Below are 18956 nucleotides of genomic sequence, written 5' to 3' on the forward strand. Positions count from 1 at the left end.
ATGCCGCAGTCGAAAGCAGGGGATTGCACTGCGACCCCAGATGGGCTGCTCGCCCGGTTCTGGAGCGCTGCTGTTCAGCGGGTGCTTTTCGCGACCACGCCCGCACCGCGCACTTCAAGCCTGCGCTGGTCGACCACCTTGCCCGTTGCATCGACCAGTTCGATCACATGCCGCCCCGGCCAGGGCAGCCATTGCGCGCTGTTGCCGCGCGCAAAGTGCTTGCCGTCGATGCGCCATTGCACGCCCCGGCCTTCGGACTCGAAGCGCACGCGCTGGTGCAGGGGCGGAATGTCCGGATCGAGCGCGATGATGGTGCCGTCCACCGGCGCCGTGATGCGCGCGGCCGCGGTGTTGGCCGGCGTGCCGGCGCCGGGGTCGAGCGCAAAGAGCGGCTGCTCCGTGCCCTGCAGGAACCATTCGCTGCGCGCGGCCTCCAGCGGATTGCCGTCTGCCCCGGGCCCGAAGGTGACACGCGCCTCGACCAGGCCTGCGGGCGGCTTGGGCGCTCGGCTCGGCTCGCGTGCGTGCAGGAAGCGCATGACCTCGGCCCACACCGGCGCTGCGCCGCTGGTGCCGCTCACGTCCCACATCGACGCGCCGCTCGCGTTGCCGACCCACACGCCCACCGTGTAGCGCTGCGACCAACCCACGGCCCAGTTGTCGCGCATGTCCTTGCTGGTGCCGGTTTTCACCGCGGTCCAGAAGCGAGTGGAAAGAATGCTGTCGAGCCCGAAGGTGCGTGTGCGTGCATTCGCGTCCGACAGGATGTCGCCGACGATGAAGGCCGCGGCAGGGTCGAGCATGGGCGCGGCGGTGCTTTCAGCGGGCTTTGCTTTTGCCGGTGCGGCTGGCACCGGCGTGGGCATGCGTGCTGTCAGCCTGGGGGTGCCGTAACGCCCTCCGTTGGCCAGCATGCGATAGGCATTGGTGAGCGAAAGCAGCGACACCTCGGCGCTCCCCAACGCGAGGCTGTAGCCGTAGTAGTCGCCGCTTTCGCGCAGCGGCAGCCCGGCCTCGCGCAGCCGCCGTGCAAAAGATTCGGGCGACACCATCACCAGCGTTCGTACGGCCGGCACGTTGAGCGATGCGGCGAGCGCCGTGCGCGCCGACACCGGCCCCTTGAACTGGCGGTCGTAGTTCTGCGGAATGTAGAGGCCGCTCGCGGTGTTGATCTGAGCCGACGAATCGTCGATCAGCGACGCCGCGGTGAGCCGCCGCTCGGCAATGGCCTGCGCATAGAGCAGCGGCTTGAGCGTGGAGCCGGGCTGGCGCAGCGCGGTGACCGCGTCGACCTCGGCCGCCTGGCTCAGCGGGCCTGACGAGCCGACCCACGCAAGCACCTCTCCGGTCGCGTTGTCGAGCACCACGAGCGCGCCGTCTTCCACATGGCGCCCACGCAGTTCCTTCAGGTGGCGCTGGAGTGCGTCGAGTGCAAATCGCTGCAGCGGCGCGCGCAGGGTGGTGCGCACGGCGGCTTCCCTCGGGGCCGGTTGCCGCGCGGCGGTGGGCTGTGCGGTTGGTGCCTCGCCGGCCTCACCCAGCTCTTTCAGTACGCGCCGTGCCGCATGCGGCGCAATGCCTTCGTTCGCATCGAATGCCCGCCGCTGCACCGCCGCGCTGGTGAACATGTCGATTGCATCGCAGTCGATCTTGTGGCCCGGCTCCATGGCGCGCATGACCTCGCAGGCACGCTGCGCCACGATGGCCGGCTTGGCGTTGGGCGCACGTACCAGCGCCGCGGCCACCGCGGCCTCGCGCGCGTCGAGGCCGCTTGGCGCCTTGCCGAACAGCGTGCGCGAAAGCGCGTCGATGCCCACGATCTCCCCGCGGAAGGGCACCGTGTTGAGGTAGGCCTCCAGGATCTGGTCCTTGCGCCAGTTGCGCTCGAGCTGCGCGGCAGCCACGGTCTGCCCGATCTTCTGCGTGAACGAGCGGCCGCTGTTGGCGCGGCGCAGGTCCTCGTCAAGCAGGCCCGACAGCTGCATCGTGATGGTCGAGGCGCCGCGTGTGCGCGTGTTCCACAGGTTGGCCCATGCGGCGGAGGACACCGCGCGCCAGTCGACGCCGCTGTGCTCGTAGAACCGCCTGTCTTCGCTCAGCACCATGGCCATGCGCAGCGCCGGGGAAACATCGGCCAGCGCAATCCATTGGCCGCGCCGCACCGAGGCGTCGGTGCGCACGCGCTGCAGCAGTTCGCCGCTGCGGTCGAGCACCGCGGTGTCCGAAGAGCGGAAGCCGCGCTTCACTTCATCGAAGCTCACCGCACCGGCGGCAGACGCAAGAGCCGGCTGCATGCAGGCAGCCACGATCAATGCAGCGGCAAGATGGCTGGCGGTAAACGGCGGGCGATGCATGGAGGGCGTGAACTGGAGGCGGGCAAATCGATGGCGAAGCGGCGCCATTCTCGGCGATGCGCCCACGGGAACTGCACCTACTTCGACTCGGGTGTGCCGCCGCCTCCCTTGCTCAGCAATTACCGCCAAAGTTCGCAGCAAGGTTCCACATCCGGTAACGAACTTCACGCCCGCTCTTCATTCGGGATACTCAGCCGTGACGGAGGTGGCCTTCAATGCAGACGTCGGCTTGCGGAGGCAGGCCGCGTTTGAAAACTCCAAGGAGAAATCATGAAAAAGACATTGGCCATTCTGCTTGCCGCATCGGCTGTCCTGGCCGGCTGCGTGGTCGCACCTTACGACCGTCCGCCACCGGCGCGCGGCCAATACTATGGCGGCGGCGACAGGGACCGCGACGGCGTGCCCAACCGGTATGACCGAGACCGCGATGGCGACGGCGTGCCCAACCGCTACGACCGCCGGCCTAACAACCCGTATCGTTGATCCAGGCTGCGGGGCGCGTCAGGCGGGCCGCCGCGCAAGCAGCGCCCACACGCCCGCCGCGCTCAGCAGCGAACCGCCCGCAAGGTTGAACCGCCGCTGCGCACGCGGCGACGAAAGCAGCTTGCGGGCCGACCCCGCAAACACTGCGTAAAGCGTGGCATTGAGCGCCGCCATGGCCACGAAGGTGACCGCCAGCACCCACAGCTGGCGCGTCATGTCGGCCCCGGGGCTCAGGAACTGCGGCAGGAACGCCACGAAGAACACAATGCCCTTGGGGTTCAGAGCCGTTACCAGGTAGGTATTGGCGAACAGCCGCCAGCGCGAATCGGGCGCGGCAGGCGCCGCGACTTCGGACGACATGATGCCCGCGCGCAGCAGCTTGATGCCGAGGTACAACAGGTACAGGCCGCCCACCCACTTCACCACCGTGAACCAGAAGGCCGAGGCGGCCAGCAGCGCGCCCAGGCCGAGCAGCGAAACCACCAGCGCCGTCGAATCGCCCAGCGCGACCGCCGCAACCAGCGGCACATTCGCGCGCCGGCCATGCGACATCGAATAGCTGATCACCGTGAGGATGGTCGGGCCGGGAATGATCAGCAGCACGGCAGATGCCGCAACGAAGGCGAGCCAGAGTTCAAGGGGCATGAAGGTTCTCCAGGGGTGTTGTTGTTGCGTTCAGGTGCCGAAGCGCGCGGCCGACCTGGCCTTGGCGCGCTCCGCCTCGATGGCGCGGTCGCGCGGCTCGGCAGTGGTCACCAGCGAATCGATCAGGCGCGCAGCCGTTGCAGCCACTTCGTCGACCGCGCGCTCGAAGGCCTCCTGGTTGGCCTTGGAAGGCACGCTGAAGCCGCTGAGCTTGCGCACGAACTGCAGCGCCGCGGCGCGGATCTCCTGCTCGGTGGCGGGAGGCTCGAAGTTGTAGAGGGTCTTGATGCTTCTGCACATGGGCGAACTCCATTTCACTCGATCAGCCCGCGCTCCGCGGCCTGCGCCTGGTTCTCGAAGACGGCCATGGCGGTCTTCATGCGCCTGAAGCCGAACTTTTCGTAGAAGGGTTCCTTGCCGGCCACCGCATACAAGATGATCTTGCGGTGCCCCTTCGAAACATCCATGAGCCGAGAGACGATCTGCTTGCCGAGGCCGGTGCCCTGATGCGTCGGGTGCACCGCCACATCGCAGATGTAGGAGCAGTCGAGCCCGTCGGCCACTGCACGCCCGGCGCCGACCATGCGGCCGTCGTCAAACACGAAGCACTTGAACATGCTGTTGGAGAACACAAGCTTCAGGCCGTCGGGCTGCTTGTTGCCGAGCGGTGCGGCCTGGTAGAGCCGGGAGAGTTCTTCCCAGTCGATGTCTTCGAGCGAATGGCGCCATTCGAGTGCCATGGAGCGTGTCTCCTGTGTTTTTGGCCAGTCACCCGGCCGCGTTCAATCGCAGGATGGCGTCCGCCACGGCTTCGATGCCTTGGTCCGTGAGGTCCGGCGCAGCCACCTGCTGGCGCAGCGGCCACTTCTCGAAATGGCGCGCTTGCGAGCGTTCGTAGTGCGGATCGTAATGAAGCGCCATCAGTTCCGCAAAAAGCTGCGGCAGGTCGCCCGCCATGGCCCATTCCTGCCATCGTTGCACCACGGCCTTGCCCTGCATTTCCTTCAACCTGCCGAGCTGTTCCGCGAGCGCCGCGCGGTCGTCGCCCAGGTAGGCGTAGTCGCGCAGCAGGTAGTCGAGCCGCGCGGCGGAATCCGCCTGAACCTCTATGCACGCGGCGGTGCGCATGTGCGCGACCAGCGGAATGGGAACCGAAAGCCTGCCGATGCGGGCGCTTTCGCCTTCCACATACAGCGTGCGCGAGAGGTCGAGCGCACCGAAGCAGGTGGCAATGCGCGTTTCGAACTGCTTTTGCGACGGCTGCGGCACGCCGGGCAGGGCGCCCAGCAGCGAGCCCTTGTGGCTGGCGTAGTGTTCCAGGTCGAGCACCTGTTCGCCGCGCGCGGCCAGCGCTTGCAGCACGCGCGTCTTGGCGCTGCCGGTGGCGCCGCAGATCACCTTGAGCCGAAGCTTCGGCACCGCGGCCTCGATTTGCGCCAGCACATGGTGGCGAAAGCTCTTGTAGCCACCGGCAAGCTGCTGCGCGTCCCACCCGACCAGGCGCAGCCAGGTCACCATCGAGCCGCTGCGCAGACCTCCGCGCCAGCAATACACGAGCGGCCGCCAGTTGGCGGGCTGCTCGCCGAAGCGTTCGCGCAGGTGCCGCGCGAGGTTGGCGGCCACCATGGCGCCGCCCACGCGCCGCGCTTCGAACGCGCCGGTCTGCTTGTAGATGGTGCCGACGATGCGGCGCTCTTCGTCGTCGAGCACCGGGCAGTTGATGGCGCCGGGAATGTGGTCGAGCGCAAACTCGGAAGGCGAGCGCGCGTCGATGACGGTGTCGAACCGGTGCAGGTCGGCCACGCGTGTGGGCTGGTGGCGCGGGTTGTCGTGTTCACGCATGGGCGTGCCCCAGGTTGCGGCGCAGCCGGCCGCTTGCCAGGTCGACAAGGGCCACCAGGACGAACATTGCAATCAATACGGTCATGGCCTGCTGCTGTTGAAAAATCGACAAGTGAAAGTAGAGAAGCTGGCCCAGGCCGCCGCCGCCGACAAAGCCCAGCACCGCGGCCATCCGGATGTTCATTTCCCAACGATACAGTGCATAGGCCACCCATTGCGGCAGCACGAGCGGAAGGCTGCCGTAGGCAAACGCCGCCGCGGCGCCGCTGCCGCCGAGCGACAGCGCCTGTTCGGGCTCGCGGGGCGCGTTCTCCAGGCTTTCGGCGAACAGGCGGCCCAGCACGCCCGTGGTGTGCAGCGCGAGCGCCAGTGCACCGGCAAACGGGCCGATGCCCGCGGCCAGCACCATGAGCGCGGCCCACACCAGCTCGGGCACGCTGCGCAGAAAGTTGAGCACGAAACGGCAGCCTTGCCTCACCAGGAGCCCTGAGCGGCCGGAGGCAGGCAAAGCCAGCGCGGCGGCACCCGCGGCGGCAAGCAGGGTGCCCAGCGCCGAAACGGCCAGCGTCTGCAGCGCACCCCATGCGGTCTTGGCAAGGAAGGCGCTCGACAAATCGGGCGGAAAGAACTCGGCAATGAACTTGCCCATGAAGCCGATCGATTCCGCCGTGAACAGCGCGCGGTAGTCGATGGCCAAGTAGGCAAAGCTGGCCACCACGGCCGCCAGCACCAGTGCCGATGCCATCCAGCAGCGGATGCAGCGAGGCGGCTTGGCCAAGTCGACGTGCCCGTTCATGCCAGCAGCCGCCGCAACGCATTGCTCAGCGCATCGGCGAGCAGCACCAGCACCAAGAACACCAGCAGGATGCTGCTGGCCTCGCCGCCGTTGAGCATCTTCATCGACTGGTCCATGAGCTGGCCCAGGCCGCCCGCGCCCACGAAACCCATCACCACCGAGGCCCTGACGGCGCATTCCCAGCGGTACACGGTATAAGAGATGAGCTCCTGCGCGGAGTTGGGCAACAGGCCGTACACCAGTGCGGCAAAGCGCCCGCTGCCGCTTTCCAGCAACGCGCGGGCGGGGCGCGTGTCGGTCGATTCGAGCACCTCGGCATACACCTTGCCGAGCATGCCGCCATAGGTGATGGCCAGTGCCAGCACGCCGGCCGCCGGGCCAAGGCCCAGCGCACGCACGAAGACCAGCGCCCAGACGATTTCAGGAATGGCGCGCAGCACCATCAGCACGGAGCGCCCGGCCTGACGCACCATGCCGGCCCGTGCAGGACCCGGGCCCGGCCCGATGCGCGACACCGAGAGGGCGCGCGTGGTCACGAAAGCCAGCGGCGCTCCAATGACGAATGCCAGCGCGGTGCCCGCCGTCGCCATGGCCAACGTCTCCAGGGTGGCCTTGGCGAGCAGCGAGAGAAAGCCTGGAGCGGTTTCGGGCGGTAGAAAGCCCGCCAGGAAACCGCCGATCACCTGCAGGTTGCCGGGCGCGAACAGGGCCGATGGCGCAAAGCCCGACAGCTGCAACATCGGCCATGCAATGACCAGCGCAGCCAGCAGCCACACCACGCGGCGCCGCGCCAGCGGGTCGCGCAACGCGGGGGCTGTGTGCCGCGGAAGTGACTGCGCGGTGCTCACAGGCAATCCGGCCGTTCGATGGAGTTCACGGCGCCCGAAGCGACTGCACCGCGTGCGACGCCGAGAGGCTGTTCCCGTGACTGAACCGGCAGCCCGCCTTCGCTCGCATAGAGCGCCGCGAGCATCGACTCGGTGACGTTGCCGACGGGTTCGTCGAACACCACCTGCCCATTGCGCATGCCCACGATGCGTGGAAACCAGCGCAGCGCCAGGTCGACCGCATGCAAGGAGGCCACGAGGGTGGCGCCGGTTTCTTCGCTCTGGGCCACCAGCTGCTGCAGCGTGGCATCGGCCAGCGTCGGGTCGAGCGCGGACACCGGCTCGTCGGCCAGCATCAGCGCGGGCCGCTGGTAGAGCACGCGCGCAATGCCCACGCGCTGCAGCTGGCCGCCGGAGAGGCGGTCGCAGCGGTCGAACAACCGGTCTTCGAGCGAGAGGCGCGACAGCACTTCGTGCGCGCCCGCAAGGTCTGACGGGCGCAGCAGCGAAGCCAGAGCGCGCATGGCGCTCCATTGCCCCAGCCGCCCCGAGAGCACGGCGGTGACCACGCGCAGGCGCGGCGCGATCGGCGGGCTCTGGTGCACGGTTCCGACGCGCGAGCGCAGCTTGCGCAGGCCCGGTGCCGGCATGCTCCATGGCGATTCGCCGAGCAGCTGGACCGTGCCTTCGCCGGGCCGCAGCGCAGCACCGAGCACGCGAAGCAGCGTGGTCTTGCCCGCGCCCGAAGGCCCGATGACGGCCACCCGCTCGCCCGCGCGCGCGGCAAACGACACGCCTTGCAGCGCGCGATGGCCGTTCGGGTGAACCAGCCCGACCCGGTCGAGCGAGAAACTCACGCGACGGCTCCGCTGGCGCGCCGCAACGGCGTCACTTGACCAGGCCTGCCGACTTGGCGGCAGCTTCGATGCCGTCGTAGTTGGACGACTTGGTGGCCACGAACTTGCTCGCGCGCTGCAGGGCCATGATGTCCTTCATGGCGGGGTTGGCCGGGTCGAGCTTCAGGAAGGCTTCGGTGAGCTTCTTCGTCAGCGCCGGATCGAGGCCGAGGCGCACGGTCCAGTTGTAGTCGTAGTAGGTGGGCGTGGTGGCGAGCACGCGCACCTTGGCGGCGTTCGGGTTCTTGCTTTCGACCAGCTTCTCCCACACCGATGCGTTCAGCACGCCGGCTTCGGCGCGCGAGGCGGCCACGAAGGCCACGGTGGCATCGTGCGCGCCGGAGAACGCCACGGTCTTGAAATCCTTTTCAGGATCGATGCCCGCCTGCATGAGGAAGTAGCGCGGCATCAGGCTGCCCGAGGTGGAAGAGGGCGCGCCGAATGCGAAGGTCTTGCCCTTCAGGTCGGCCAGTGTCTTGGCGGTGCTGTCCTGCGGCACGATGAACTTGCTGGTAAACACCTCGTCTTCCGCGCGCTGCACGATCGGCACCACGCCGCCGTTGGTGCGAATGCGGGCCTGCACAAAGGTAAAGCCGCCGAGCCAGGCCAGGTCGATCTTGTTCGTGGCCAGGCCCTCGACCACCGCGGCGTAGTCGGTCACGGGCGTGAACTGCACGTCCATGCCGGTTTCCTTCTTCAGGTAGTCGCCCAGCGGCGAGAACTTGCGCTGCAATTCGGTGGGGGCCTCGTCGGGAATGGCGGACACGCGCAGCACCTTGCCTTGTGCGATGGCACCCAGGGCGAAGGCGGAAAGCGAGAGTGCAAGGGCAATGCGAAGGAAGGGTTTCATGGGATGGCGCGGCGTGGCGCAAGGAAGAACGGACAACCTTCGATTGTAGAAACCCGTGTCCGGGCGCTATTTGCGTCCGGCTTCGATAATGGGCGCCTGCCCTGATACAGATTGCGCCATGACCGACACGCCGACGATTTCATCCCTCAACCCGCTGGCCCCGCTGCGGCTCACCAGCTTTTCGCACGGCGGCGGATGCGGCTGCAAGATCGCGCCCGGCGTGCTTTCGGAAATATTGAAGAACAGCGGTGGCGGCCTGATCCCGCCCGAGCTGATGGTGGGCATTGAAACCGCCGACGACGCGGCCGTGTACCGCCTGAACGACAAGCAGGCGCTGATTGCGACCACCGATTTCTTCATGCCCATCGTGGACGATCCCTACGAGTTCGGCCGCATCGCCGCAACCAATGCCATCAGCGACGTGTATGCGATGGGTGGCAAGCCGATCATGGCGCTGGCGCTGGTGGCAATGCCCGTCAACCAGCTGCCGCTGGAAGTCATCGGCGACATCGTGCGCGGCGGGCAGGACGTGTGCCGCGCGGCCGGCATTCCCATCGCGGGCGGCCACACCATCGATTCGGTCGAGCCGATCTACGGGCTTGTGGTGATGGGCCTGGTCGATCCGGCCCACGTCAAGCGCAACGCCGAGGCCCGCGCGGGCGACGTGCTGGTGCTGGGCAAGCCGCTGGGCGTGGGCGTGCTCTCGGCCGCGCTCAAGAAAGAAAAGCTGTCGCTTGCAGGCTACCGGCAGCTCATCGACAACACGACGCGGCTCAACACGCCGGGCATTGCACTGGCCACGATGCCTGGTGTGCATGCGCTCACCGACGTGACGGGATTCGGGCTGGCTGGCCATGCGCTTGAACTCGCGCGGGGTGCGGGGCTCACTGCCACCATCGATTGGCCGGCGGTGCCCTTGCTCGACGGCGTGGCCGCCATGGCGGCGGACGGTTTTGTGACCGGTGCCTCCGGCCGCAACTGGGCTGGATACGGCGCGGACGTCGAGCTTGCAGGCGGCCTGCCCGCCACGGCGCAGGCACTGCTGAGCGACCCGCAAACGTCGGGCGGCCTGCTCGTCAGCTGCGCCGCCGACTCTGCCGAAGCCGTGCTGCAGGTATTTCGGCGCGAAGGCTTTGCGGATGCCGCAGTGGTCGGCCGCATGGAGCAAGGCCCCACGCGCCTGCGCGTGTCGGCTTGAAGGCCGCACGGATGGCGCAGCAAGCTCCGGCTTCGGGCCAGAATGCCGCCAGGGGAAGGCAACAACGCCAGGCTTCGGCGGCTAACAGCGAGGGTCGCATGATGCGCACATCGGTTCTTTTCATTTCGGTCTTTGCAGCCGCGGCCATGGGTGCGCATGCTGCGGACGTGGTGCGCTGCACCGACGCGAGCGGCGGCATCGTCTACACGCAGGGCCAGTGCCCATCCGGGACCAAGCTCTCGCGCCAGGTGCCCATTTCAGAGCCGCTGACGGTGGTGCCGCCCACGTCGCCCGAAGAACCGCGGCGCCCGGCCTACACCCCCCCGCCGAGCGCGGCATTGCCGCAGCCCCCGGCAAACAACGTGCCGCAGGGCCCCGCCATCATTCCGCGTAACGTCGAAGACCCGCGCGTGGCGCCTGAACAGGGACCGCCGGTGTACAGCTGGGGGCCCGATCCGTACTACGACGGTGGCCGCCCGGTCATCCGCCCACGGCCACCGCGCCCGCAGGACCAGGGTCCGCCTCCGGGCCAGCGGCCTTGCCAGAACCTGGCGGGCATCAAGCGCAGCAACTGCTGAGGAGGCGCGGCCGATGCAAGCCCGCCGCTGGACGGTGTACTGCGATGGCAGCGCCATGCCGAACCCCGGCCGCATGGGCGCCGGTGCCGTCATCACCGAGCCCGACGGCACCCGCCACACCCTGTCTTCGGCCAGCCATGCCATCGGCTGCAACAACGAAGCCGAGCTGAGAGCGCTGACCCTCGCGCTCGAGGAGCTGAAGGCCAGGGGAGCCACCGCGGTGCTGGCCTATACAGACAACAGCATCCTCGTCGAGCAGCTCGGCGAGCCCGGGGCCAAGCCTATCGCGCGCATGGCCGGCCTGTTCGAAGATGCCCGCGCGCTGCTTGGCTCGTTCGAAGAAGCAAGCCTGCGGTGGGTGCCGCGGCATCGCAACCACGAGGCCGATGCGCTCGCGCGCGCCTCGCTGGGGTTTGCGCCCAAGGCGCCCGCCAAGGCAACAAAGAAGCGGCGTTAAGCTGCGCGGTTCAGTTTTTCAGATAGATAACCGTTTACCCCATGACCGAAGCCAATTCCCTCCCGCCCCTTCCCGACCACCTGTCCACCGACCCGCGCAGCCCGCACCACGTCGCGGCCGTTTTCGAGCACGACATCGGCATCCGCTTCAACGACAAGGAGCGGCTGGACGTAGAGGAATACTGCATCAGCGAAGGCTGGATCAAGGTGCCCGCGGGCAAGACGGTGGACCGCAAGGGCAAGCCGCTGCTGATCAAGCTGAAGGGCAGGGTCGAGGCGTTCTACCGGTAAAGAACCTGCCGGTGGTCCGATCGGCCGTGATTCGCGGCGGGTCGAAGCTCAGGGCGGCGGCGACGGCTGGGAAAGAACCCACTGTGCGAGCAGCCGCGCTTGCTCTTCCGTGACGCGCGGCTGGCGCGGCATGATGACGCGCCCCCACCTTCCAACGCTGCCGTTTCGGATGTTTGCTGCAAGTTGCGACGGCGCGGCCGGATCGTTGCGGTACCGATCCGCAATTTGCGCGAACCCGGGGCCGACTTGTTTTCGAACCATGCCATGGCATGCGGTGCAGCCGTGCTCACTCGCCAAGGCGTGCGCCCGCTCTTCGGCTGCGGTGGCATCGGCAACCGGTGCCATCAACCAGAAGAGCAGCGCCAGCCTGAAAAAACCCATGGTCCGAACGGTGTAGAAGGCGAACCGGCCGCCGCGGAACGGCGGCCGGTTGCGCTTACTTGGCCGCCTCCACCTTCACCCGCGCATTCGGCGTTTCACCGAACATCTCGGGCGCGTACATGGCTTCGACGCGGCTCGGCGGCAGCGCGAAGTCGCCGACGTTGTTAAGGCGCACGGTGTATTCCATCTTCACCACGCCCTTGGGCAGGTACTCGTAGTAGCTGCGGAAGGCCTCGAAGCTGCGCTCTTCGAAGGCCGGCCAGCCGGCGCCCGACTTCTTCTCGCCTTGCGTGGCAATCTGCGAGTCTCGGCCCAGGCCGCTGCCCAGGATGGTGGCGCCGCCGGGAATCGGGTCGCTGATCACGACCCAGGTCATGTCGGCGCTGGCGTTCACCTCGATGGTCACGCGCAGCACGTCGCCGCGCGTGTACTTGCCAGCGGTGGCCTGCTCGACGGGCGTGATGGTCTTCTTGAGCGCATAGCCGGCGGCGAACGGCGCCTTCAATTGCACGGCGGCAATTGACTGCATCGTGAGCCACGGCTTGCCGGTGCCTTGCTGGGTCACCAGCAGGGTGTCGCGCACCGGTGCACCTGAAGGCGAGGCCGCCCACGGCAGGAACATCGTGTTGTTCTTCAGGTTGCCCGGCGAGGCGGGCGCGCCGAAGAAGGTGCCCTGGTTGGGTGCACCGGCCGCATCGGTGGTCTTCACGCGCTCGACCTTGCTCCAGTCGACCTGCGCCTTGGCTGCGCCGAGCGTGGCGGCGGTGATGCCCGCCACCGGCGTGCTTTCGAATACCTTCGAGAACTTCTCGAGCGCGAGCCCGCCCCACAGGTTGGCCGTGGTGGTGTGCCAGGCGCCGTTCTGCTGGCGTCCGATGAAGCCATTGGCGAGCTTGCCGATGTCGTCCTTCCACGCCGGGTCGTCCATCACGCTGAGCAGCAGGCGGGCGGTGTTGACGTCGCCGTTGGTCATGAGCCACCACCAGTAGTCGTCGCGCTCGGTGCTGAAGATGAGCTTGGTGCCCTGGTACGAAAGGCGCGCCTTCAGCACGTTGTTGGCCTCGTCCAGCCGCTGCTGGCGCTGCGGCACGTCGGGCATGCGCTTGAGGATGTTGAGCCAGTCGATCACGGCGCTGGTGGGCCACTGGTTTGGCGCAATGGTGATGCTGCCGATCATGCTGGCCTTGGCGCTGCCGTAGCGCGACAGCGCCTCGAGCGCGGCGAGCTTGCGCACGTCCAGGTCCTTGCGCGGGCTCCAGAACTCGCGCTGGATGCGGCCTTCCACAAAAGCGATGAGGCCCGACTCCATGGGTGCGCGCACATCGTCCGCCAGCGCGAAGTCCGGGTTCAGCGCGGCGGCCTCATGCGTTGCCGCAAGCAGGTACGAGGTCAGGATGTCGCTGCCGCGGTTGGCTTCGCCGTCGCGTGGCGGAAAGTAGTTGGCCAGGCCGTCGCTGTCCAGGTAGGTCGGCAGCTGGGCCAGCACACCCTGCCACATCTTCGCGTCGCGCAGGCCCACCGACTTGCTGGTCTTCTGCTCGAGGCAGATGAACGGGTAGTTGGCAAACCAGTCGCGCACGCCCGGCAGGCCCTCTGCGAGCTTGGGCTGCAAGGCGAGCTTGAGGCCGCCGCGGCCGGGCAGGGCATCGGCGGGCGGCGCCACGTCGATGGTGAAGGGGCCGTCGAGCTGCACAAGCGTGGCCTGCTGCACCGTGAGCGGCACCGAAGGCACGATGCGCTGGCGCACCTTGAGCGCATCGCGCGCACCTCCGATGGTGTCCTTTGCCTCGATCTCCCAGAGGATGGCCTCGGCACGCGTCTGCGCAAGCTGTGCGGGCGCAGTCACGGTCCATGCAACTTCACGTGCCTCGCCGGCGGGAATGTCGACCGTCTGCTTCTCGAGCGTGAGCAGCGTGGCGCGCGGCGCGGCCTCCACCTTCATCGGCTTTTGCGTTGTGTTGCGCAGCGTGATCTGGGCGCGGAACTGGTCGTCCTCGCGCACCAGGGGTGGCAGGCCGCTGATGATCTGCAGGTCTTGCGTGGCCTGGATGCTGGCCTGGCCGGTGCCGAAGAGGCTGGTGCCCGAATCGGCCACCGCCACGATCTTGAAGGTGGTGAGCGCGTCGTTGAGCGGCACCGTCACCACGGCCTGGCCGTTGGCATCGAGCACCACCTTCGGGTTCCACAGCAGCAAAGTGTCGAGCAGCTCGCGGCTCTGGCCCTTGCCGCCGCCACCGCCCGCGGGTACGGCCTTTCGCCCGTAGTGGCGCCGGCCGACGATTTCCATCTGCGCGGTCGAGGTGGAGACACCCCAGCTGCGCCGTTGCAGCATGGCGTTGAGCAGGTTCCAGCTGTCGTTGGGCATAAGCTCCAGCAACGCCTGGTCCACCGCGGCCAGGGCCACTTCGGCACCGGCTGCGGGCTTGCCGTCGGGCAGCTTGGCCGAGATGGTGATCTGCGCCTTGCCGCGCACGGGGTAGCTGGGCTTGTCGCTGGTCACGGTCACGTCGATCTGGTGCGCGCGCGTGCCGACGCGGATCTCTGCCATGCCCAGCCGGTAGGCGGGCTTGCTCAGGTCGACCATGGCGGTAGGGGCGACGTATTCCTTGCCTTCGTACCAGAAGGCCGTCCACCATTCGCGCGGCGCCTTGAAGCCCCACGTGAAGAAGCTGTACCAAGGCACTTCGCGCAGCCGGCCGCGCAGGGCGAGCACGCTCACATAGGCGTTCGGGCCCCATTCGGGCTTGACCTCCAGGCTCACCGTCGGGTCCTTGCCGTTGAGCTGCACCACGTGGGTTTCGATGACGCCTTCGCGTTCAACGGATACCAGCGCGGTGGCAAAGCGGAACGGGCTGCGCACCTGGAACTTGGCGATTTCGCCGGGCTGGTAGCTCTTCTTTTCCGGCAGCACGTCGATGCGGTCGTTGTCTTCGCCGCCGAACCAGAGTTCGCCCTGCTTGGTCACGTAGACCGAGCTGGCGGCGCGGCTGTCGCGGCCTTCGCTGTCGGTGGCGCTGGCCACCAGCTCGACCTCGCCGGCTTCCTTCAGCTCGGATTCGCACAGCAGCAGTCCGCGCGCGTCGCTCTTGCCGCTGCAGACCGTGCCGATGTCCTTGGTCTCGGTCTTGTTGTCGTAGGTGTAGAAGCCGCCCACCATGCGCTTGCGGCTGGTGGTGGTGATGCGCGCCACGGCCCGCACATTCAGCGTCACACCGCCCTGGGGCTTGCCCGAAAGGTCGAGTGCAAGCGCCTGGTACTTGAGCTTCTGGCTGGTGGAAACCCAGCCTTCGGTCTTGATGCCGGCAATGACGGAGGAGGGCCACAGCGTCTGCGTGCTGCGGATGGTCTGCACTTCGCCGTTCGGGTCGGCGTAGGTGGCTTCGAGCAGCAGCTCGCGCGCGGCCCGCGCCTTGGGCACCTTGTCGATGGTGACCTTGCCGGCGCCGTCCTTGTTGAGCGTGAGCGGCAGCTTGTCGGCGATCACGCGGGTGTCGCTGGCGCTGTTGATGTCTTCTTCGCCGCCGGCGGTATCGGCCGCGGCGGTGGCTGCCTGCGCACCGTCGGCCTGCACGCGCGGCGGGCTGAAGCTGAAGGCTTCATGGTCGGCAAAGCTCAGGCTCTTGCCGCGCACCATGGCCGACACGCGTACCGGCAGGTTGGCGGCGCCGCCGCCCGAAACGTAGTTGATCTGCACGTCCGTCGGCACCGCGGCCACGCTGACCAGCGGCTTCTTCTCGGCGGGCGTGATGCGGCCTTCGAGCACGGGTAGCCGAAATTCCTCGACGCGGAACAGGCCGGTGGAGAAGCTGCGGTTGTAGTCGCCGTCTTCTCCTTCGCCGTCTTCGCCGTTGCGCAGCACGACCTCGTACACGCCGAGCTTGGCGGCCGGCGGAATGGCAAACGTGTTTTCGGCGCTAAGGCCGCCGGTCGCCGTCTTGCGCCATGCAAGCGGCTGCGTAAAGCGCTGGCCGCTGCCGCTGTGGGTGATAACCAACGTGTCCGGCCGGTTCTCCGGCAGGCCGAAGCCCTTGCTGGTCTGCGTGCGGATCAGGTGCTTCATCGACACCGTTTCGCCGGCGCGCAAGAGCGTGCGGTCGAAGATGGTGTGGGCCACGCGGTCGGGTTCGGCCTGCAGGCTGGTGGGCACGTTGAAGCGCCAGGGCTCGATGCCGCGCTGCCAGTCGCTCCAGGTGAAGGCCAGGTCTTCAACGCCCTTGTCGTCCTTGGCGCGCGCGCTCACGAACCAAGCGCCCGCGTTGTAGTCGTCCGGGCCGCTGCAATTAGGCGCTTCGGGCGCAACGCCAGCCAGGTTGACGATGCCGTTGGCGTCGGTCTTGCCCGATGCCACGGCCACGCCGCGGCAGTCGGACACGCGCACTTCGGCGTTCGGCACCACCTTGCCCTTGTCGAGCGTGGTGACCCAGGCGACGGAGTTTTCACGGCCGAGCTTGAAGTGCACGGCCAGGTTGGTGGCCAGCGCGGTGGTGCGCACGTACATCGTGCGGCTGGCGCCGTAGCGCTCGTCCAGCAGCGCGTCGCCGAGCTTTTGCGATGCGATTTCGAGCACGTGGAAGCCCGGCGTCAGCGGAATGCCGATGACTTCGAAGGGACGCGGATCGCCGCTTTCCGCCTTGGGCATGTCGAGCGCCTTCACGCCGGGCTGGCCGGCAAGAAGCGACAGCATGCGCGTCTGCAGGCTGGTGCGGTCGTCCTTGTCGATGACCGGCGGCAGCGCGCCCTTGATGTCCTTGCGGGCCTGTTCGCGCGAGACGGTGTAGTTGTCGTAGCGGCGCACCTTGCGGAACCACGCGATGATTTCGGCGTCGGTCTTGGGGTTCATGTCGCTCACCTTGCCGGGCGTGAGCGCCTGCACCATGAGCGCGGGTTCCACGCGCCGCACGGTCACCGGCATCATGGCCGGCGTGCCGGGTTCAGCAAGCCGTTCGACTACGCCGAAAGGCGAGGCGGCAAACTTGGCCAGCGGCGGCATGGCGCCGGTCGCAACCTTCAGCGGAAAGCTGCCGGGCGAAGCCAGCGGCCGGCCTGACGCGTCTTCGAACTTGGCGGGCAGTTCGATGGTGAACTTGGTGTTCTCGGCAAGCGGCGGCTCGAAGCTCGCAGAGCTGACCACGTCGTCGTCGCTGGGCGAGGCGCCGCCGCTCTCGAGCGAGGGGGCAATGGATTCCTTGCCGCCCTTGAGCTGGATCTGCGAAGCCATCTTGCGCGTGACCGGCGCATTGAACTGCAGTTGCATGGGCCGCAGCGGCAGGCAGCCGGCCTGTGCGTTCTCGCGCTCGCAGGTGAACGAAACGGCAAACGGCTCGCGCACCTGAAAGCTCAGCCGGCGCTCCACATTGTTTGCCACACCCGAGGGTGTGGCCACGCCCTTGCCATAGACGATCTGCACCTTGCTGCCGGGTGTGAGCGTGCGGTTGCATTGCAGCGCGATGAAGCGCAGGGGCTCTTTGGCGGCTTCTTTGTCGCGACTGAAAGCCTTCAGCAGGCCCGTGCGCTGCTCGCCTTCGAGCAGCCTGACGGGAATGCGCTCGCCAATGCCCTCCGCCGCGCACCACACGTTCTGGCGCACGCTTTCCACGGTGGCCGGGCCATTGAGCTCCAGCACGAACATCTGCTGCTCGTCGATCCGGCCATAGCTGCCGGGCATGAAATTGCGCACGAACGGGCCACCGCTATTGAATTGATAGCGATCGGGGCCGGTGAGCTCGCCGCCGGCGCTCGGCTTGAAGGTGGAGATGCGCGTGACCGTGCAGCGCACGCCGGGCGGCAGGTCGTTCTCGAAGTCGTAGACCCACTGCTTGGCGTCGGTCCAGCGGCCGGTTCCCTTGCCGGCCTGCGCGTCGGTGCAACTCACTGCCAGCGGTGCGGGCGCCTTGGGGTCGCCGAAATTCACGGCCGCCTGGTCGAACTTGGCGACGATCTGACGCACCCGCGAGACTTCCCCTTGGGGCGTCAGGCTGGTGATCTGGAGGGCATGGCCCGGTCCGGCAAGAAAGGCGCTGCCGGCCAAAAGCAATGTTTGGATGATTTTTTTCATTTATTCGTTTTCTCCGCCTTGAAGCACCGCGCAGCGTAGCCGATTTGCAAGGCGGTTCGGCAGTGCCAGGAGTCATATGCCTTGGCTCTCTTCATACAATCGGGGACTGTCGTGCGTGCGCCGCGCGGACTGCCACCAAGACCTCGCCGCCGACCGATGAAACGCTACTGGGAAATAGACGCCTTGCGCGGGCTGATGCTCGTGCTGATGACCGTCACCCACCTGCCGACGCGCCTCACCGATCCACTGGGCCAGCCTTTCGGCTTTGTTTCGGCCGCCGAAGGCTTCGTGCTGCTGTCGGCCTTTGTGGCGGGCCTGGTCTACAGCCGCATCGGCCATGTGCGCGGCGTCGATTCCATGCGCCAGGCCTTCTGGCGGCGCGTGCTCAAGGTGTACCTGTGCCAGGCGGCGATCCTGCTGTTCCTGTTCACGGTCATTGCCGCGCTCGGCCTGCACATCGACCAGCCGGCCGTGAAAAACCTGGTGTCGTACTACCTTGCGGAGCCGCGCGACGGGTTCCTGTTCGGGCTGCTGCTCATCTACGAGCCGGCGCTGCTCGACATCCTGCCGATGTACATCTTCTTCATGCTGATGAGCCCATGGGTGCTGGCATTTGCCATGCGCCACGGCTGGGCGTTGGTCATGGCGGCGAGCGCCACCGTGTGGGCCATGGCCCAGTTCGGCCTCAGCGAATGGATCTATGGGCTGGCGGTGCACTACCTGGGCATTTCGGTGCCGTTCCATGAGATGGGCGCCTTCAACAGCTATGCGTGGCAGTTTCTCTGGTTTGCGGGGCTGTGCATCGGCGCCAGCCGCAACCTGCCCGGTGCGCGGCCAATGCGTTTTCCGGCGTGGCTATGGGTGCCCGCATTGGCCATTGCGCTCTATGGCTTCTGGTGGCGCCATCACGGCATCAACGGCCAGGCGCCGTTCGGCGGAGACGTGGAACTGAACCTGCTGTTCGACAAGTGGCAGCTGGGGCCTCTGCGCCTGGTCAACCTGGTGGCGCTGGGCATCCTGGCGGTGCGCTTCGGGCCGTGGCTCATGCGCAAGATTCCGCGGCTGCACTGGCTCGAGGCCATGGGCTCGGCCTCGCTGCCGGTGTTTTGCGCGCACCTGGTCGCGGTGTTGCTGGTGCTGGCCTTCTATGGCGACAGCCAGACCGCGCGGCCCTGGTGGGGCGACGGCTTGCTGCTGCTGGCGGTTTTTGCCGGCATGTATGCGGTGGCGCGGTTCACGCGCGGGGCCGACGTGCCGCCGCCGGCGGACGACGTGCCCACGGAGCCCGCGCGCGCCTGAGCCCC

At 67.5% G+C, this 18956-nt stretch carries 17 protein-coding genes; 6 read left to right on the forward strand and 11 right to left on the reverse strand.

Annotation, left to right across the window (positions count from 1 at the left end):
* Nucleotides 1-74 precede the first annotated feature (74 nt).
* Nucleotides 75-2354: a penicillin-binding protein 1C gene (gene pbpC, locus QHG62_RS03860; RefSeq protein WP_281149525.1), complete on the reverse strand. Its 2280-nt coding sequence runs from the start codon at nt 2352-2354 to the stop codon at nt 75-77.
* 270 nt (nt 2355-2624) lie between these two features.
* Between pbpC and QHG62_RS03865 the strand changes: the two genes are divergently transcribed.
* Nucleotides 2625-2837, forward strand: coding sequence for a thrombospondin type 3 repeat-containing protein (locus QHG62_RS03865; protein WP_281149526.1), 213 nt, complete (start codon nt 2625-2627; stop codon nt 2835-2837).
* Between the two features lie 18 nt (nt 2838-2855).
* Here QHG62_RS03865 and QHG62_RS03870 read toward each other — a convergent pair whose 3' ends face one another.
* From QHG62_RS03870 to QHG62_RS03905, 8 genes are read right to left on the reverse strand one after another with little or no spacing between them, the layout of a single operon-like run.
* Nucleotides 2856-3482, reverse strand: a complete 627-nt coding sequence (locus QHG62_RS03870; RefSeq protein ID WP_281149527.1) for a LysE family translocator — start codon at nt 3480-3482, stop codon at nt 2856-2858.
* A 30-nt stretch (nt 3483-3512) separates the two neighbouring features.
* The gene (locus QHG62_RS03875; RefSeq protein ID WP_281149528.1) at nt 3513-3782 is read right to left on the reverse strand and encodes a DUF2277 domain-containing protein; all 270 of its coding nucleotides are present in this window, start codon (nt 3780-3782) and stop codon (nt 3513-3515) included.
* A gap of 14 nt (nt 3783-3796) precedes the next feature.
* Nucleotides 3797-4222: a GNAT family N-acetyltransferase gene (locus QHG62_RS03880; RefSeq protein WP_281149529.1), complete on the reverse strand. Its 426-nt coding sequence runs from the start codon at nt 4220-4222 to the stop codon at nt 3797-3799.
* 28 nt (nt 4223-4250) lie between these two features.
* The gene (gene mnmH / locus QHG62_RS03885; protein ID WP_281149530.1) at nt 4251-5324 is read right to left on the reverse strand and encodes a tRNA 2-selenouridine(34) synthase MnmH; all 1074 of its coding nucleotides are present in this window, start codon (nt 5322-5324) and stop codon (nt 4251-4253) included.
* On the reverse strand, nt 5317-6120 hold the full coding sequence (gene phnE / locus QHG62_RS03890) for a phosphonate ABC transporter, permease protein PhnE (protein WP_281149531.1): 804 nt from the start codon (nt 6118-6120) through the stop codon (nt 5317-5319). The genes mnmH and phnE overlap by 8 nt, the downstream gene beginning before the upstream one ends.
* On the reverse strand, nt 6117-6926 hold the full coding sequence (locus QHG62_RS03895) for a PhnE/PtxC family ABC transporter permease (RefSeq protein ID WP_281149532.1): 810 nt from the start codon (nt 6924-6926) through the stop codon (nt 6117-6119). The genes phnE and QHG62_RS03895 overlap by 4 nt, the downstream gene beginning before the upstream one ends.
* Nucleotides 6927-6964: 38 nt before the next feature.
* Entirely contained in the window at nt 6965-7804 is an 840-nt protein-coding gene (locus QHG62_RS03900; protein WP_281149533.1) for a phosphonate ABC transporter ATP-binding protein, read from the reverse strand.
* A 31-nt stretch (nt 7805-7835) separates the two neighbouring features.
* On the reverse strand, nt 7836-8693 hold the full coding sequence (locus QHG62_RS03905; RefSeq protein WP_281149534.1) for a putative selenate ABC transporter substrate-binding protein: 858 nt from the start codon (nt 8691-8693) through the stop codon (nt 7836-7838).
* 118 nt (nt 8694-8811) lie between these two features.
* Here QHG62_RS03905 and selD point away from each other — a divergent pair, with 118 nt between their 5' ends.
* The 4 genes from selD to QHG62_RS03925 all read left to right on the forward strand — a co-directional run bounded on the left by selD (nt 8812) and on the right by QHG62_RS03925 (nt 11216).
* Complete coding sequence (gene selD, locus QHG62_RS03910) at nt 8812-9891, forward strand: selenide, water dikinase SelD (protein WP_281149535.1); 1080 nt, start codon at nt 8812-8814, stop codon at nt 9889-9891.
* Nucleotides 9892-9989: 98 nt separating this feature from the next.
* Entirely contained in the window at nt 9990-10469 is a 480-nt protein-coding gene (locus tag QHG62_RS03915) for a hypothetical protein (protein ID WP_281149536.1), read from the forward strand.
* A gap of 13 nt (nt 10470-10482) precedes the next feature.
* Entirely contained in the window at nt 10483-10926 is a 444-nt protein-coding gene (locus QHG62_RS03920) for a ribonuclease HI family protein (RefSeq protein ID WP_281149537.1), read from the forward strand.
* A gap of 41 nt (nt 10927-10967) precedes the next feature.
* Nucleotides 10968-11216 carry a DUF3297 family protein gene (locus tag QHG62_RS03925; RefSeq protein WP_021006088.1) on the forward strand — a complete coding sequence of 83 codons (249 nt, stop codon included), beginning with the start codon at nt 10968-10970 and terminating at the stop codon, nt 11214-11216.
* Nucleotides 11217-11264: 48 nt separating this feature from the next.
* On the opposite strand, the gene QHG62_RS03930 is transcribed toward QHG62_RS03925, so the two are convergent.
* Both QHG62_RS03930 and QHG62_RS03935 read right to left on the reverse strand, forming a co-directional pair.
* The gene (locus QHG62_RS03930) at nt 11265-11597 is read right to left on the reverse strand and encodes a c-type cytochrome (protein WP_348638680.1); all 333 of its coding nucleotides are present in this window, start codon (nt 11595-11597) and stop codon (nt 11265-11267) included.
* Nucleotides 11598-11652: 55 nt separating this feature from the next.
* On the reverse strand, nt 11653-17652 hold the full coding sequence (locus QHG62_RS03935) for an alpha-2-macroglobulin family protein (protein ID WP_281149538.1): 6000 nt from the start codon (nt 17650-17652) through the stop codon (nt 11653-11655).
* A 156-nt stretch (nt 17653-17808) separates the two neighbouring features.
* Here QHG62_RS03935 and opgC point away from each other — a divergent pair, with 156 nt between their 5' ends.
* Nucleotides 17809-18951, forward strand: coding sequence for an OpgC domain-containing protein (gene opgC, locus QHG62_RS03940; RefSeq protein ID WP_281149539.1), 1143 nt, complete (start codon nt 17809-17811; stop codon nt 18949-18951).
* Nucleotides 18952-18956 lie beyond the last annotated feature (5 nt).

The sequence above is a fragment of the Variovorax paradoxus genome, from assembly GCF_029919115.1.
Taxonomy (GTDB): domain Bacteria; phylum Pseudomonadota; class Gammaproteobacteria; order Burkholderiales; family Burkholderiaceae_C; genus Variovorax; species Variovorax paradoxus_O.

What these genes read in the sequence shown, in the direction of transcription:
- pbpC (WP_281149525.1), bottom strand. Translation starts at nt 2,354, where the DNA reads ATGCATCGCCCGCCGTTTACCGCCAGCCATCTTGCCGCTGCATTGATC.
- QHG62_RS03865 (WP_281149526.1), top strand. Translation starts at nt 2,625, where the DNA reads ATGAAAAAGACATTGGCCATTCTGCTTGCCGCATCGGCTGTCCTGGCC.
- QHG62_RS03870 (WP_281149527.1), bottom strand. Translation starts at nt 3,482, where the DNA reads ATGCCCCTTGAACTCTGGCTCGCCTTCGTTGCGGCATCTGCCGTGCTG.
- QHG62_RS03875 (WP_281149528.1), bottom strand. Translation starts at nt 3,782, where the DNA reads ATGTGCAGAAGCATCAAGACCCTCTACAACTTCGAGCCTCCCGCCACC.
- QHG62_RS03880 (WP_281149529.1), bottom strand. Translation starts at nt 4,222, where the DNA reads ATGGCACTCGAATGGCGCCATTCGCTCGAAGACATCGACTGGGAAGAA.
- mnmH (WP_281149530.1), bottom strand. Translation starts at nt 5,324, where the DNA reads ATGCGTGAACACGACAACCCGCGCCACCAGCCCACACGCGTGGCCGAC.
- phnE (WP_281149531.1), bottom strand. Translation starts at nt 6,120, where the DNA reads ATGAACGGGCACGTCGACTTGGCCAAGCCGCCTCGCTGCATCCGCTGC.
- QHG62_RS03905 (WP_281149534.1), bottom strand. Translation starts at nt 8,693, where the DNA reads ATGAAACCCTTCCTTCGCATTGCCCTTGCACTCTCGCTTTCCGCCTTC.
- selD (WP_281149535.1), top strand. Translation starts at nt 8,812, where the DNA reads ATGACCGACACGCCGACGATTTCATCCCTCAACCCGCTGGCCCCGCTG.
- QHG62_RS03915 (WP_281149536.1), top strand. Translation starts at nt 9,990, where the DNA reads ATGATGCGCACATCGGTTCTTTTCATTTCGGTCTTTGCAGCCGCGGCC.
- QHG62_RS03920 (WP_281149537.1), top strand. Translation starts at nt 10,483, where the DNA reads ATGCAAGCCCGCCGCTGGACGGTGTACTGCGATGGCAGCGCCATGCCG.
- QHG62_RS03925 (WP_021006088.1), top strand. Translation starts at nt 10,968, where the DNA reads ATGACCGAAGCCAATTCCCTCCCGCCCCTTCCCGACCACCTGTCCACC.
- QHG62_RS03930 (WP_348638680.1), bottom strand. Translation starts at nt 11,597, where the DNA reads ATGGGTTTTTTCAGGCTGGCGCTGCTCTTCTGGTTGATGGCACCGGTT.
- QHG62_RS03935 (WP_281149538.1), bottom strand. Translation starts at nt 17,652, where the DNA reads ATGAAAAAAATCATCCAAACATTGCTTTTGGCCGGCAGCGCCTTTCTT.
- opgC (WP_281149539.1), top strand. Translation starts at nt 17,809, where the DNA reads ATGAAACGCTACTGGGAAATAGACGCCTTGCGCGGGCTGATGCTCGTG.